This is a genomic window from Rathayibacter oskolensis, assembly GCF_900177245.1.
Classification (GTDB): Bacteria; Actinomycetota; Actinomycetes; order Actinomycetales; family Microbacteriaceae; genus Rathayibacter; species Rathayibacter oskolensis.
In genome coordinates, this window is sequence record NZ_FXBM01000002.1 from 141,358 (window position 1) to 156,036 (window position 14,679).

Sequence of the window (14,679 nt, forward strand, 5' to 3'; positions counted from 1 at the left end):
GGCTGCGGCACACACGGTCGCGTCGATCATCCGATCGATCGGGTGCCCCTCATGACTCGTTCCTCCTCTTCTCCTGCTCCGTCCGCCACCGCGCCCGAGACGCCCGTCCTCTCGCCGCTCCGGCTCCGGCTGCTCGTCGGCTCCCTGCTCGCGGTGTCCTTCCTCGGCGCTCTCGACCACACCGTCGTCTCGACCTCGCTCGCCACGATCGCCGGCGACATCGGCGCGCTGGATCAGATGAGCTGGGTGATCGTCGCCTACACGCTCGCGAGCACCGTGCTGCTGCCGGTCCTCGGCCGCTTCGGCGACCAGGTCGGCCCGCGCCGCGTCTTCCTCGCCTCGCTCGTGCTCTTCCTGCTCGCCTCGCTGGTCTGCGGCTTCGCGACCGACCTGCCGCAGCTCATCGCGGCGCGAGTCGTGCAGGGGATGAGCTCGGCCGGGCTGCAGCTGATGTCGCAGACGATCGTCGCGACCGTCACGACGCCCCGCGACCGCCCGCGGGTCATGAGCATCGTCGGCGCTGCCTTCCCGCTCGCGATCCTGATCGGCCCCGTGCTCGGCGGCCTGATCACCGACACCATCGGCTGGCCCTGGATCTTCTGGATCAACCTGCCGGTCGGCACCGCCGCGCTCGTCCTCGCGGTCTGGGCGATCCCGGCGCTCCCGCCGCGGGGCCGGCGCCGCTTCGACGGAGCGGGTGCCGTCGCCCTGACGGTCGCGCTGGTCGGCCTGGTCGTGGGAGTGACCCGCGTCGGCGCCGGCCTGGACGCGATCACCGTGTCCGCCTTCGCGGTGGCGGTGATCGCAGCCGCGGTGCTGGTCGTCGTCGAGCGCCGCACCGACGTGCCGATCCTGCCGCTGCACCTGCTGCGCGACCGCACCGTCGCCTGCGCCATCGCCCTCTCGGCGATCATCGGCGTCGGCCTGTTCTCGATCGTCTCCTACGTCCCGACCTTCATCCAGATGGCCTACCGGACCACCGCCACCGTCTCGGGGCTCGTGCCGATCGCCACGGTGTTCGGGATGCTCGTCGCCAACATCGCCTCGGGCTGGATCATCAGCCGCTCCGGCCGCTACCGGGCGTTCCCGCTGGTCGGCACGTCGCTGGCGACCGTCGGCCTCGCCGCGATGGCCTTCGTGCCGCACGGCGCTCCGCTCGTCGTTCCGATGGCGCTGATGGCCGTCGTCGGCATCGGCACCGGCTGCTTCATGAGCCTGATCGTGGTGCTCGCGCAGAGCGGTGTCGCGCCGGGCGAGATCGGCGCGATCACCGCGACGTCGAACCTCGTGCGGCAGATGGGCTCGACCGTCGGCACGGCGGCGATCGGCGGTGCGCTCGGTGCCGGCGTCGCTGCGCTCCTGCCCGCGGGGCTGGACGCCGCCCGGGCGACCCCCGAGGCGATCCGCTCGGCGGATGCGGCGACCCAGGAGGCGGTCGCCTCCGCCTACGCCGACGTGATGGCGCCGATCTTCCTCGTGCTCGCCGGCGTCTACGCCCTCGGGATCGTCGTCTCGGCGCTTCTGCCGCCCGCCCGCCTCTCCGACGAGCGCCCTGCCGCAGCGACCGCTCCGGCATCGGCTCCCACCTCGACCTCCACCCCCACGTCCTCGACCGCCGACCGCCCGGCGTGACACCGTCGTCCGCCGCCGGCCCCCACCCTCAGGAGCATCCCGTGACCAGCACCAGCACCACCCGCACGACCCCCGTCGCCGTGATCATCGGCAGCGGCCCCATCGGCTCCGCGTACGCCCGGATCCTGCTCGAGTCGACCGACGACCTCCGCGTGGTCATGCTCGAGGCCGGGCCGCAGGTCACCGAGCGCCCCGGCGAGAGCGTGCGCAACATCGCAGACCCCGACGAGAAGGAGCGGGCGCGCGAGCGCTCGCAGGGTCCGCAGGCGGGGGAGCACCGCGAGTCGCTCGGCATCCCGGCCGCCGCGGTGGTCGAGGGCATGTTCACCGCGCGGCAGGGCACGCACCTGCTCGACTTCGGCGGGGCGGGCGCCGCGCACACCGAGACCTTCCCGGCCGCCGCGGCGTCGACGAACGTCGGCGGGATGGGCGCGCACTGGACCTGCGCGATTCCGCGCCCCGCCGGCTCCGAGCGGGTGCCGTTCCTCGACGAGGCCGAGTGGGACGGGCTGATCGCGACGGCGGAGGGCCTGCTGCACGCGCAGGCCGCCGCGTTCGCCGACTCCGGCATCGGCGCAGCGCTGCGCGCACTGCTCGCGGAGGAGTTCGGCGCCGAGCTGCCGGCGGACGCCGGCGTCGGGACCCTGCCGGTGGCTGGCGACCCGCAGCCCGACGGCACCATGCGCTGGGCCGGCGCCGACGTCGTGCTCGGCCCGCTGATCGACCCCGCATCGCCGCTCTCGCAGCGGTTCGAGCTGCGCGACCTGCACCTCGTCCGTCGCATCCTGCTCGAGGGCACGACCGCGGTCGGCGTCCGTGTCGAGGACCTGCGCAACGGCGAGGTCGAGGATCTGCCCGCCAATCTCGTCGTCGTGGCCGCGGATGCCTTCCGCACCCCGCAACTGCTCTGGGCCTCGGGTGTGCGGCCGGCGGCGCTCGGTCGCTATCTGACCGAGCACCCGGTGGTCATCTCGACCGTCTCGCTCGACGGGGAGTCGATGACGCGGTTCGCGACCCGCGACGACCTGGCGCGCGAGAAGGCGGCGCGCGCCCTGAACCCGGCCGACCCGATCTCCGCGGTCAACCGCATCCCGTTCTCCGAGCCCGGCCACCCCTTCTCCCTGCAGGTGATGTACGCCGAGGACCCGCCCTTCCCTCTGTCGCCCGACCACCCCGAGCACGGCAACGAGTGGGGCTACGTGAACATGGGCTACGGCATGCGCAAGCAGCCGCGAGTCGAGGACGGCGTCTCGTTCGACGACGACGAGCTCGACTACCGGGGCTTCCCGAACATGACCGTCGAGTACGCGCTCGGCGAGCAGGAGCTCGCTGAGATCGCCGACGCCACCGAGCACCTCCGGCGCGCAGGGGAGGCGCTCGGAGTCTTCATCGCCGAGCCGCGCCTGCTCCCGCCGGGATCGAGCCTGCACTACATGGGCACGACCCGCATGGGTGCCGTCGACGACGGTACGTCGGTCGTCGACCCGGCATCGCGGGTCTGGGGGTACGAGGGCCTGGTGGTCGGCGGCAACGGAGTGATCCCGACGGCGACCTCGATGAACCCGACGCTGATGAGCGTGGCGCTGGCCGTCCGGGGTGCTCGGGAGGCCGCGAAGGAGCTGTCGCCGAACACCGCTTCTGCTTCAGATCGACGCTGACCTCAGCGTCGTAGACATAAGTGACCCGTGCGCTGACCTATCATCGATCATGGCCACCTCTTCTTCACTGCGCTTCGCCGCGCAGACCGACTCGACGACGAGCCTGCTCGCCATCGTCGACCTCGTCCGCACCGGCGCGGCGCGGACGAAGCCCGAGCTCGGGCGCGCCACCGGCCTCGGCCGCGGGGTCATCACTCAGCGCCTCGACCAGGCCACCGAGATGGGCTACCTCGAGGAGTCGACGTTCGGCCCCTCCTCGGGAGGGCGAGCGCCTCGCACTCTCCGGTTCCGCGCCGAGCGCGGGCTGATCCTGGTCTGCGCGGCCGGCGCGCTGCACCTGCGCGTCGGCGTAGCCGATCTCGACGGTGTCGTGCTCGCCCGCGACCACCGCGACTGGGACATCGCGGCCGGGCCGGTCGCGACCATCGAGGCCGCGACGACCATGCTCGACGCGCTTCTCGCCGAGCGCGACGACGACGTGCCCGTCTGGGGAGTCGGCATCGGGCTGCCGGGCCCCGTCGAGTTCGACAGCGGCCGCCCGGTCGCCCCTCCGATCATGCCCGGCTGGAACGGCTACGACGTGCGCACGCCCTTCGTCGAGCGCTACGGAGCGCCCGTCTGGGTCGACAACGACTCCAACCTGCTGGCGCTCAGCGAGCGTCGTCGCCAGCGCTGGGGTACCCGCGCCGACCTCATCTACTTCAAGGTCGGCACCGGCATCGGCGCTGCGCTGCTGACCCGCGGTGTCCTGCACCGCGGCGCCTCCGGAGCGGCCGGCGACATCGGCCACGTCAGGGTCGCCGAGGGCACCCACCTCTGCCGATGCGGCAAGATCGGCTGCCTGGAGGCCGAGGCGGGCGGCTGGGCGCTCGTCCGCGACGCCCGTGCGGCCGTCGCGGAGGGACGCAGCGCCGCGCTGGCCGCGCTGCTCGAGGAGTCGGGAGACATCACTCCGGTCGACATCTCGATCGCCGCCCAGAACGGCGATCCCGTCTCGATCGAGCTGATCCAGCTCTCGGCCCGTCTCGCCGGCGAATCGGTCGCCACGCTCGTCAACGTGTTCAACCCGGCCGCGATCGTCCTGGGCGGAGCGGTCGCCGCCTCAGGCGAGATGTTCCTGGCCGGTGTGCGCCAGCGCGTCTACGAGCTGTCGCTGCCGTTGGCGACGCGCGATCTCCAGATGGTCCGCTCCGTCGGCGACGAGGACGAGCCGCTGACCGGTGGTGCGGAGATGGTGCGCGAGCAGCTGTTCGACGTCTCGTTCCCGCGGTGGATCGCGGACGGGCGCCCGGGCGTCTCGGCGATGAGCGTCAGCAGCTGACGATGCCGCTCCCGATGGCGCTGATCGGCGCGGGCATGAGCGGGCTCGGAATCCACGTTCCGCTGCTTCGCTCGGTGAGCGGGCTGGAACTCGTCGCGGTCGTCGCGCACTCGGGGGCCGGAGCCGCTCGCGCAGCCACCGCCGCCGTGCCGGTGGTCGCGTCGATCGCCGAGCTGGCCGGCCTCTCGCCGCGTCCGGTCGTCGCGATCGTGGCGACCCCCGACCGGCTGCACGTGGCGCACGTGTCCATGCTGCTCGATCTCGGTATCGGGGCCGTCGTCGAGAAGCCGCTCGCAGGCACCCCCGAGCAGGCGAGGATGCTCGCCCGACGGGCCGAGAAGGCGGGGCTCCCGCTGGTCGGCTTCCTCAACCGCCGCTGGGACGGCGACCTCCTGACGCTCCGCTCGGTGCTCGAAAAGGGGCTCGTCGGCGAGCCGGTGCTGTTCGAGTCGACGATCGCGCGCTGGGTCGAGGGAGCGGCGCCCGGGTGGCGGGGCGAGGCCCTCCCGAGCGGCGTCGACGGCGTCCTCGGCGGTTTCGGCAGCCATCTCGTCGACCAGGCGGTGTCGCTGTTCGGGCCCGTCGAGCGGGTGTTCGCCGAGGTCGGCAGCCGCCGGGGCGCGAGCGCCGTGCCGGACGACGCGTTCCTCCTCCTGCGTCACGAGAGCAGCATGCGCTCGCATCTGCGCATGACCATGGTCAGCAGTGTCGAGCAGCCGCGGTTCCGGCTGCAGGGGCTCGCCGGCGCCTTCGAGAAGCACGGCTTCGACGGCCAGCAGGAGGCGCTGGTGCGCCGCGGCGAGGATCCGCTCGCCCCCGCGTACGGCCGCGAGCCGGCCGAGTTCTGGGGATCGCTGCACACGACCGAGGGTGTCGAGCGCGTCGAGACACGACCGGGCGCGTGGCGGGAGTTCTACGTGGGACTCGCCGCGCACCTCCGGGGCGGGCCGTCGCCGGTCCCGATGGTCGACGTCATGCACGGGCTCGATGTGCTGCACGCAGCGCGCCGGTCGGCCGACTCGGGGGAGTCGGTGCTGCTCGAGAGCTGAGCTCCGCCGACTCCCCCGAGTGCGGGCCTCAGCCCCGCCCCTGCACCGCGTACGGGTTGAGCAGCGCGTCCTTGATCTCGTCGGGCACGCCCTCCTCGGTCGCGCTCGGGCCGTCGGCCGGAGGGAACGACTCCGTCATCGACATCGGCATCGCGCTGTTGCGGTAGAAGTTGTTCGAGCCGAGCGAGGGCTTCCAGGTGTTGGGCTCCCAGTCGGGCACGTAGTTGCGGTAGCCGCCCGTGTTCATCTCGATGCGCAGCGTCGAGGGGTCGCGGAAGTAGAGGAAGTTCTGCTCGCCGATCCCGTGGATCGAGGGGCCGTACTCCATGGGAACGCCGTTCTCCATGAGGATGTCGGCGGCCTGCAGCAGATCCTCGCGCTGGTCGACCCAGAACGCGTAGTGGTTCACGCGTCCGGGGCGCGAGGAGCCGTCGAGGACGACGCCCAGGTCGTGCGACTTCTCGTTGGTGGTGAGCACCGAGAAGACCGAGATCGGAGCCTCGTCGAGCACGGTGCGCGCCATGATGCGGAAGCCCAGGACGTCGTTGTACCACTTCGCGAAGCCGTCCACGTCGCGCGAGGCGATGGTGACGTGGTCGAGCTGACGGGGCGCGCCGAGGTGGCGGCTGCGGCGCGAGGGGCGGTCGGGGTAGATCGAGCCGGCGTCGCCCTCGGCGTGGAAGTGCTCGACGTCCCAGTGCAGGGTCATCGAGTGGCCGTAGGGTCCGACGAAGCGGTAGGCGCGGCCGATGCCGGCGCCCTCGAACCACTCGCCGCCCGAGCCCGCCTCCTCGATGCGGCGCGCCGCCTCCTCGAGGGCCTCGGCACTCGAGGTGCGCCACGCCATGGTCTCGAGCGACGGCTCGTCGCCGGCGACGATCACCACGCTGTAGCGGTAGTAGTCGCCCCAGCAGCGCAGGTAGACGGCGTCGTCGGTGCGGTCGACGACCGTGAGTCCCACCTGCTCCTCGTAGAAGCGCACGCTGGCCTCGACGTCGGGTGCGGTGATGGTCACGAACGACAGATGGGAGAGCAGCTTGATCATCGTTGATCCTTTCCTGGGCGGGAGACGAGGCGGGACGACCTCGACGGTCGACGCGGCGTGCCCCCACTCTCGTGACGCCGGGGTCCATCAGGGAACACGCAGTTGCCTATCGCTCGCATCACTTCTGCCGATGCGGCACGGTATCCGTCCCGTCGATCCGCGGCATCGCCGAATCGATGTGGCGGATCGCCCGGGGCACCGACAGAGTGAAGGAGCGGCGACGACGCCGCAGGATGCGGAAGGACCGTCACCGATGACGCTGCGACCCGAGGACGCGCTCGTCCGCTTCGGCCTGGTGCGCTACTGCGCGACCGACGGCGCCCCCACCCTCGGTGTCTTCTCCGAGGGGCGAGTCCATCGACTCGACCTCGACGAGCTCGGCGTCGCCGACGCCCACGAGGTCTTCGCCCGCTGGGGCGAGATCGAGGAGGCCGTGCGCGCTGTCCCGACCGCCTCCGAGGGAGTCGCGCTCGACGAGGTCGAGCTGCTCGCCCCCGTCGCTCCCCGGCAGCTGCTGCAGACCGGCGCCAACTACCGGACGCACGTGATCGGCCTGGTCGTGGGACATCGCTCGCCCGACGACCCGCGCCCGGTCGAGCAGGTCCGCGAGGAGGCCGCCGCGATGATGGACAGGCGCGCCGCTCACGGCGAGCCGTACTTCTTCATCGGCCTCCCGCAGACCGTCGTCGCCGCCGACTCCGATCTGGTGCTGCCGGCGGCCAGCGACAAGCACGACTGGGAGCTCGAGCTCGCGGTCGTCATCGGCACGGAGGCGTTCCGCGTCGCACCCGAGGACGCCCTCGACCACGTGTGGGGCTACACGATCGTCAACGACGTCAGCACCCGCGACCTGATCTTCCGCAAGGACATGCCCGAGATCGGCACCGACTGGTTCCGTGCCAAGAACTCGCCCGGCTTCAACCCGACCGGTCCCTTCGCGGTGCCCGCCTCCGAGTTCGCCGACGGGCCGTTCGAGCTCCGCCTCGACCTCAACGGCGAGACGATGCAGGACGCCGACACGGGTGATCTGCTCTTCGACATCCCCCGGCTGATCTCGGCCGCGTCGCAGACCATCCCCCTCCTCCCGGGAGACCTGCTGCTCACCGGCAGCCCCGCAGGCAACGGTCAGGCGCGCGGCATCTTCCTGTCGGCGGGCGACGTCGTCGAGGGCTCGATCACGGGCCTGGGCACCCAGCGCTTCCGCTGCGTGGCGGAGGAGACGCGATGACCACGCCTGCCACCCGCGAGCCCGCGGCCCTCGACCGCACCGACCCGGCCGAGGAGGTGCGCCGCTCGGCCGACGCCCACCGCAACTGGGGACGGTGGGGCGAGGACGACCGCATCGGCACGGCCAACTTGATCACCGACGAGCGCCGCCTCGCCGCGGCCCGACTCGTCACCCGCGGCGCCGCCTTCAGCCTCGCCCAGCGCTTCGACGCCGAGGGCCCGCAGAACGGCTGGCGCCGCCGCACCAACCCCGTCCACACGATGCTCGACACGGGGCTCGACGCCGAGTTCGGCGACCAGGGCTTCCCGCACGGCATCGGCGGCGCGGACGACGTGGTGGCGATGCCGCTGCAGGCCTCGACCCAGTGGGACGGCCTCGGGCACATCTTCGACCGAGGCAAGGCCTGGAACGGCCGGTCGGCAGGGCGGGTCGTGACGAGCGAGGGCGACCAGCTCACCGGCATCGAGCACGTCAGTGCCGTGCTGAACGGCCGCGGCGTGCTGCTCGACGTCGGAGGCGCTCTCCGCGAGGGCGGGGAGCTGCCCGACGGCTACGCGATCACGATCGACGACCTCGAGCGCACGATCGCCGAGCAGGGCCCGAGCTCGCAGGTCGGCGAGGGCGACCTGCTGCTCGTGCGCACCGGCCGTCTCGCCCGCGCCAAGCGCGAGGGCTGGAACGGCTATGCGGGAGGCCCCAGCGCGGGGCTCTCGTTCACCACCGCCGGCTGGCTGCGCGAGCGCGATGTCGCGGCGGTGGCCACCGACACATGGGGCTTCGAGGTGCGGCCGAACGAGTTCGACGAGGCGTTCCAGCCGTTGCACCAGGTCGCCATCCCGAACATGGGCCTGACCATCGGCGAGATGTGGGACCTCGACGCCCTCGCGGCCGACTGCCGCGGCGACGGCAGGTGGGAGTTCCTCCTCGTCGCTGCGCCCATCCCCTTCACCGGCGCCGTCGGCGCGCCCGTGAACCCCATCGCGATCAAGTAGTCGCACACTCTCTAAGGAGCCGGTCCATGCCAGCACTCTCCTCCGTCGGCATCGTCGGGGCCGGTTTCGCCGGTCTCGCCGCTGCGATCCTGCTGCGCGAGGGAGGGGTCGACGTCGACCTCCTCGACTCGCGCGACGGCCTCTCCGACATCGGGTCGGGCATCACGATCCAGGGCAACGCCTGCCGCACCCTCGCCCGGTTGGGAGTCTGGGACGAGGTGCTTGAGCGGTCGTACCCCGCCGACGTGCTCGGGCTGCGCGCCCCCGATCCGCAGGCGACGGTGGTCGCCCTCATCCCCGACGCGAAGACGGGCGGCCCCGACTTCCCCGCGACGATCGGGATGTACCGCCCCGAGCTCGCCCGGATCCTGCTCGCCCGCGCCGAGGAGCTCGGCACGACCGTGCGCTGGTCGACCCTCGTCGACGGCCTCGAGGACGACGGCGACGGGGTCACCCTGCACTCGACGTCGAACGGCGAGCGCCTCACCGACCGCTACGACCTGGTGATCGGGGCCGACGGCCTGCACTCGGCCGTGCGCTCGATGATCGGCATCGAGACGACTCCCGAGCGCAACGGGATGGGCATCTGGCGGGCCTTCGTGCCCCGGCCCGACGAGGTCACCCACACCGACCTCGTCTACGGCGGCCCCTGCTACATCGCGGGCTACTGCCCGACGAGCGAGGACCGCATGTACGCCTACCTCGTCGAGGACGCGCAGGACCGCACCCTGCTCTCGCCCGAGGAGCAGGTGGCCACCATGAAGCAGCTCGCCCAGGCCTATCACGGGCCGTGGGACGAGGTGCGCGAGAGCATCGACGACACCTCCCGGGTCAACTACACCTGGTTCACCAGCCACCTCATCGACGGGCCGTGGAACCGCGGCCGCGTCGTCGTGATCGGCGACGCCGCCCACAGCTGCCCGCCCACCGTCGCCCAGGGCGCGGCCATGGCGCTCGAGGACGCCCTGGTGCTCTCGGAGCTGCTGCTCGCCGCCGACGCGGTCGACGACTCCGTCTTCGCCGCCTTCACCGAGCGCCGTCTCGGCCGCGCGCGCGAGGTGGTCGGGGCCTCGGTGCAGTTGTGCGACTGGCTCTTCGCGCACGACCGCACCGCGGACGTCCCCGGGCTGATGCGCCGGGTCGCCGCGGTCGTGGGGCAGCCGGCATGAGTGTCGTCGATGTGCACGCCCACGTGCTCCTGCCCGGCCTGCAGGCGGCGGTCGCCGAGCGCGACCCAGCGGGCGCAGCGGCGGCGCAGGCTCTCGACGCCCTGCGTCAGGGTCCGGAGTCGCTGCGCGTCTCGGGAGGCATGATCCGCGAGCGGTTCGAGCGCCTCACCGTGCTCGAGCGGCGCCTCGCCGACATGGACGCGGGCGGCATCGATGTGCAGATCGTGTCGCCGTCGCCCTCGCACTACTACCCGTGGGCCGACGCGGCGCTCGCCGAGTGGTCGGCGCGGGAGGCGAACCGCCTGGTGGCCGAGCTGGTCGGCCGGGCGCCCTCGCGCCTGCGCGGCTTGGGCCTCATCGCGGCGCAGCACCCGGAGCTCTGCGTCGAGCTGCTCGACGACGCCCTCGCGCAGGGGCTGGCGGGAGTCGAGATCTCGTCGACCGCGAACGGCGTCGAGCTCTCGGACCGCCGCCTCGACCCCTTCTGGGCCCGCGCCGAGGAGTCGCGCGCCGTGCTGTTCCTGCACCCCTTCGGCTGCACGCTCGACGAGCGGATCGACACCCACTACCTCTCGAACATCGTCGGCCAGCCCACCGAGAACGCGATCGCGCTCTCGCACCTGATCTTCGGGGGCGTCCTCGACCGCTTCCCCGGGCTGCGAGTCGTCGCCGCGCACGGCGGCGGCTACCTGCCGACCTCGATCGGCCGCAGCGATCACGGCTGGCGGGTGCGTCCGGAGGCGCGCTCGTGCGAGAACCCGCCATCGAGCTACCTGCGCCGCCTGTACTTCGACTCGCTGACCCACTCGCCCGCCGAGCTGCGCGCGCTGGTCGCCGTCGCCGGCTCCGGTCGGGTGCTGCTCGGCTCCGACTACCCGTTCGACATGGGCGTCGACGACCCGGTGGGCGCGGCCCGCGAGGCGGGCCTGCGCCCCGACACGCTCGACGCGCTGCTCGGCGGCAACGCCTCCGCGCTCTTCGCGCTCGAGGCGGTCGCGCGGTGAGGCTCGCTCGCTGGAGCCTGGCGGACGGCTCGGCCGGCGAGGGGCTCGTCGTCGACGATCACGTCGTCTCCTTCGTCGACGGCCTGACGGTGCTCGACGTCGTCCGCGGAGGTCTGGCGGAGGCGCTGCGCCGCGGCGACTCGCTCGTCGCGGGCCCGCGGTCGGCACTCGATTCGGTGCGGCTGCGCACCCCGCTCGATCCGCCGAGCATCCGCGACTTCGTCGCCTTCGAGGAGCACGTCGAGGGAGTCGTCCGCAGCGTCGACTCGTCGGAGGGCGTCGTGCCCGAGTGGTACGAGGCGCCGACCTTCTACTTCACCAACCCGCACACGCTGCTGGCAACGGGTGAGGAGCTCGTGCCGCCCGCCTCCGAGCGCCTCGACTTCGAGCTCGAGGTCGCGGCCGTCATCGGAGGCACGGGGCCGTCGCGCTCGCTCGACGCCTCGGCTGCCCACGAGCGGATCTTCGGCTACGCCGTCTTCAACGACTGGTCGGCGCGCGACGTGCAGGCCCGCGAGATGAAGGTGCGGCTCGGGCCGTGCAAGGGGAAGGACTTCGGCAGCACGCTCGGGCCGTGGCTCACCACGGCCGACGAGGTCGCGGACCGCCACGATCCGGAGGGGTTCCTCGACCTGGCCATGACCGTCACGGTCAACGGCGTCGAGATCGGCCGCGACACGCTCGCCGACATGGGCTGGCCGTTCGCCGAGCTGGTGGCGTATGCCTCGCGCGACTCGCGCCTCGTCGCGGGCGACGTGCTCGGATCGGGCACCGCGGGCACCGGGTGTCTGGCGGAGCTGTGGGGGCGCGCGGGATCGCTGACGCCTCCGCCGCTGACTCTCGGCGATGAGGTGACCATGACGGTCGAGCGGCTGGGCGCGATCACGACCGTGGTCGGAGCGCCGCAGCCGGTGCCGCTCGTGCCGCGCGCGCGGCGGCGCCCGGGGTCGCCGGCGGCGCAGGCCCGCACCGCGCACTGAGCGCGCGGTGGAGACGTGTCCGCGACGGCTGCCGCGGATCAGCCCGCGTTCGGCAGCAGCACCTCGACCCGACCCTCGGTGACGCGTGTCTCGAACCACGGCTGCGGCGACGTCGCGGGCCCACGCAGCACCTCGCCGGTCTCGAGCGAGTAGGCGCTCGCGTGCCAGGGGCACGTGATGCATGCCTCGTCGTCGCCGGCGTCGCTGAGCTCGCCCTCGTCGAGCGGGCCCACGAGCCTGTTCTGCGGCAGGTCGTCGAGAGCGCCGAGGGGCTGCCAGCCCTCCGGGAAGCGGTGCGGAACGTCCTCGGCGCTGGATGTACGACGCCGCGGAGAGACCCGTCGCGACCACGTTGGCCGCCGCGTGGACGAGCCCGACGCGCATCTGCTGCTCGTGCAGCTCCGACCAGTCGGTGTGTCCGGCGGCCGCGGTCGGCAGGACACTGCCCACTCCCACGCCGACGAGGGTGCGTGCCGCACGGTCGTTGCCGGGCAGCAGGTCGAGCACGGCCGCCGACACCCAGGCGCCGGTCGGCACGAGGACGAGCAGCGGATGCACGGGGTGGCCGACCGGCACGCCGTGCAGAAGGTCCCGCACGGGCTGCGGCCGGATGACCGAGTTCACGACCGTCTTCACCCGGCCGACGAGCGGATCGAGGGCGGCGACGTTCTCGAGGCGGCTGACGAGTCCGACGAGCTTCACTCGCGCATTTCTCAGCGCACCGCGTGGCGGCCGCGGCGACAAGGGGATTGCGGGTGCGGGCTCGGACTCGTCTGCCGCGCGGACGAGGCAGGTGCACCCGGGAATGGCCGGGGGTGCACCTGCGCTCGCCTCGCCAGGTGGCGCGCTACTCCTGGATGAAGGCCAGCAGGTCGGGGTTGATGACGTCGGCGTGGACCGTCAGCATGCCGTGGGGGTAGCCCTCGTAGATCTTGAGCGTCGAGTTCTGCAGCAGCTCGTGCTGCTTCAGCGCGGCGTCCTCGTAGGGCACGACCTGGTCGTCGTCGCCCTGGGTGACGAGGACCGGGACGGTGATGGCCTCGAGGTCCTCGGTCTGGTCGGTCTCGGAGAACGCGGTGATGCCCTCGTAGTGCGCGAGCGCTCCGCCGGTCATGCCCTGACGCCACCAGTTGTCGATCACGGGCTGGGAGACGGTCGCGCCGGGGCGGTTGAAGCCGTAGAAGGGGCCGGACGCGACGGCCTGGAAGAACTCGGCGCGGTTGGCGGCGAGCGCCTCGCGGAAGCCGTCGAAGACGGAGATCGGCGTGCCCTCGGGGTTCGACTCGGTCTGCACCATCAGCGGGGGCACGGACGACACGAGGATCGCCTTGGCCACGCGGCCCTGCGGCTCGCCGTACCGGGCGACGTAGCGGGCGACCTGACCGCCTCCGGTGGAGTGGCCGATGTGGACGGCGTTCTGCAGGTCGAGGTGCTCGACCACGGCGTTGACGTCGCTCGCGTAGTGGTCCATGTCGTGGCCGGTGCCGACCTGGGCCGACCTGCCGTGGCCGCGGCGGTCGCTGGCGATGACGCGGTAGCCGTGGGCGTGGAAGAACAGCATCTGCGCGTCCCAGTCGTCCGACGACAGCGGCCAGCCGTGGTGGAACACGATGGGCTGGGCGTCGGTGCTGCCCCAGTCCTTGTAGTAGATGTCGACGCCATCGTCAGTGGTGATGAACGGCATGATCCAACCTCCGTGCTCAGGGTGAAGTCTCTCCGCGGGAGGGGAGAGCAGCTCCACGATAGAGGCGGGGGAGCGCTCTCTGGGCGGCGGATCCCGACGTTCCGACTTCTGTCCGGACCCGTTCAGATGCCATACGGATTCGTGTCTGAACGGCCGTTCCGTCGCGCGGCCAGGACGCAGGACGGCGGAGGTCGCCGGCTCCTGGGAAAGCGGATCACGCTGCGCACGGCATCGATAAGGTTATCGGTTGGGTGTCACACTGATAACATTACCGACGTGCGTGACGCTCTCGACAATCCGTTCAGTCCCGGTTCCGACGCCGTCCCCGAGATCTGGGCGGGGCGGACGCAGCAGCTGAGCGACTGGCGGGACATCCTCCGCCCCCGCCTCCTCCGCGGTCTGCCCGAGCGGGGCCGCACGATCCTCGGCGAGCCGGGCCTCGGCAAGTCGTCCCTGGTGCGCCGGATCGCGCAGGACGCCGCGGCCGGTGGCGACTGGGTGACTCCGCAGCTGCGCATCCCGTCGGGGTCGGACCCCGTGAAGCTCGTGGCGGCCGCGCTGCTGGCCCTCGCCGACACCGCGGGTCTCGCGACAGCGCGGGAGAAGCGGATCGCAGGCCTCCTGGAGCGTGTGCAGTCGGTCGCCGCGTCCGGGATCTCGCTCACCGTCCGCGGTCAGGAGGGACCGGAGCCGCACGTCGCGCTGACCGAGCTTCTCGTCGAGCTGGGCCGGGCAGCGATCGCGCGCGGTGTCGTCGTGCTCGTGCACCTCGACGAGGTGCAGAACATCGCCGACGAGAGCGCCCTCTCGCAGCTCCTGATCGCGCTCGGCGACGCCATCACTCACGAAGAGATCGTCACCCTGCCCGGAGGCGCCCGGTCAGCCGGTTCCTGCCACTCGCGGTCTACCTGACCGGG

General features: G+C 72.3%; 13 protein-coding genes and 1 pseudogene. 10 read left to right on the forward strand and 4 right to left on the reverse strand.

All coding sequences use genetic code 11. The features are described 5' to 3' along the window. Positions 1-51 precede the first annotated feature (51 nt). The 4 genes from B9Y99_RS09810 to B9Y99_RS09825 are packed head-to-tail and all read left to right on the forward strand — an operon-like array spanning position 52 to position 5,660. On the forward strand, positions 52-1,632 hold the full coding sequence (locus B9Y99_RS09810) for an MFS transporter (RefSeq protein ID WP_085476445.1): 1,581 nt from the start codon (positions 52-54) through the stop codon (positions 1,630-1,632). A gap of 41 nt (positions 1,633-1,673) precedes the next feature. Then, entirely contained in the window at positions 1,674-3,290 is a 1,617-nt protein-coding gene (locus tag B9Y99_RS09815) for a GMC oxidoreductase (protein WP_244274860.1), read from the forward strand. Positions 3,291-3,339: 49 nt separating this feature from the next. Then, positions 3,340-4,611: an ROK family protein gene (locus tag B9Y99_RS09820; RefSeq protein ID WP_085476446.1), complete on the forward strand. Its 1,272-nt coding sequence runs from the start codon at positions 3,340-3,342 to the stop codon at positions 4,609-4,611. 2 nt (positions 4,612-4,613) lie between these two features. Then, complete coding sequence (locus tag B9Y99_RS09825) at positions 4,614-5,660, forward strand: Gfo/Idh/MocA family protein (RefSeq protein ID WP_085476447.1); 1,047 nt, start codon at positions 4,614-4,616, stop codon at positions 5,658-5,660. A 28-nt stretch (positions 5,661-5,688) separates the two neighbouring features. Here B9Y99_RS09825 and B9Y99_RS09830 read toward each other — a convergent pair whose 3' ends face one another. Further along, entirely contained in the window at positions 5,689-6,705 is a 1,017-nt protein-coding gene (locus B9Y99_RS09830; RefSeq protein WP_085476448.1) for a VOC family protein, read from the reverse strand. A gap of 253 nt (positions 6,706-6,958) precedes the next feature. On the opposite strand from B9Y99_RS09830, the gene B9Y99_RS09835 reads away from it, so the two are divergent. Genes B9Y99_RS09835 through B9Y99_RS09855 form a run of 5 tightly spaced genes read left to right on the forward strand, consistent with a single transcriptional unit; the run spans position 6,959 to position 12,078 of the window. Beyond that, a complete protein-coding gene (locus B9Y99_RS09835) occupies positions 6,959-7,933 on the forward strand; it encodes a fumarylacetoacetate hydrolase family protein (protein WP_085476449.1) in 975 nt (324 codons plus the stop codon). Further along, positions 7,930-8,925, forward strand: a complete 996-nt coding sequence (locus B9Y99_RS09840) for a cyclase family protein (RefSeq protein WP_085476450.1) — start codon at positions 7,930-7,932, stop codon at positions 8,923-8,925. The genes B9Y99_RS09835 and B9Y99_RS09840 overlap by 4 nt, the downstream gene beginning before the upstream one ends. Positions 8,926-8,951: 26 nt before the next feature. Next, entirely contained in the window at positions 8,952-10,094 is a 1,143-nt protein-coding gene (locus B9Y99_RS09845; RefSeq protein WP_085476451.1) for an FAD-dependent monooxygenase, read from the forward strand. Continuing rightward, on the forward strand, positions 10,091-11,098 hold the full coding sequence (locus B9Y99_RS09850; protein ID WP_085476452.1) for an amidohydrolase family protein: 1,008 nt from the start codon (positions 10,091-10,093) through the stop codon (positions 11,096-11,098). Before B9Y99_RS09845 ends, B9Y99_RS09850 begins: the two co-directional genes overlap by 4 nt. Then, entirely contained in the window at positions 11,095-12,078 is a 984-nt protein-coding gene (locus tag B9Y99_RS09855; RefSeq protein WP_085476453.1) for a fumarylacetoacetate hydrolase family protein, read from the forward strand. The genes B9Y99_RS09850 and B9Y99_RS09855 overlap by 4 nt, the downstream gene beginning before the upstream one ends. Before the next feature lie 38 nt (positions 12,079-12,116). Here the strand turns inward: B9Y99_RS09855 and B9Y99_RS19405 are convergent, their stop codons facing one another. The 3 genes and pseudogenes from B9Y99_RS19405 to B9Y99_RS09865 all read right to left on the reverse strand — a co-directional run bounded on the left by B9Y99_RS19405 (position 12,117) and on the right by B9Y99_RS09865 (position 13,762). Then, complete coding sequence (locus B9Y99_RS19405; protein WP_342097150.1) at positions 12,117-12,311, reverse strand: Rieske (2Fe-2S) protein; 195 nt, start codon at positions 12,309-12,311, stop codon at positions 12,117-12,119. Between the two features lie 127 nt (positions 12,312-12,438). Then, positions 12,439-12,780, reverse strand: a pseudogene (locus B9Y99_RS19410) (DUF2231 domain-containing protein); the annotation flags it as partial. Between the two features lie 145 nt (positions 12,781-12,925). Beyond that, on the reverse strand, positions 12,926-13,762 hold the full coding sequence (locus tag B9Y99_RS09865; protein ID WP_085476454.1) for an alpha/beta fold hydrolase: 837 nt from the start codon (positions 13,760-13,762) through the stop codon (positions 12,926-12,928). 276 nt (positions 13,763-14,038) lie between these two features. Between B9Y99_RS09865 and B9Y99_RS19170 the strand changes: the two genes are divergently transcribed. Then, entirely contained in the window at positions 14,039-14,674 is a 636-nt protein-coding gene (locus tag B9Y99_RS19170; protein WP_244274861.1) for an AAA family ATPase, read from the forward strand. Positions 14,675-14,679: the final 5 nt, after the last annotated feature.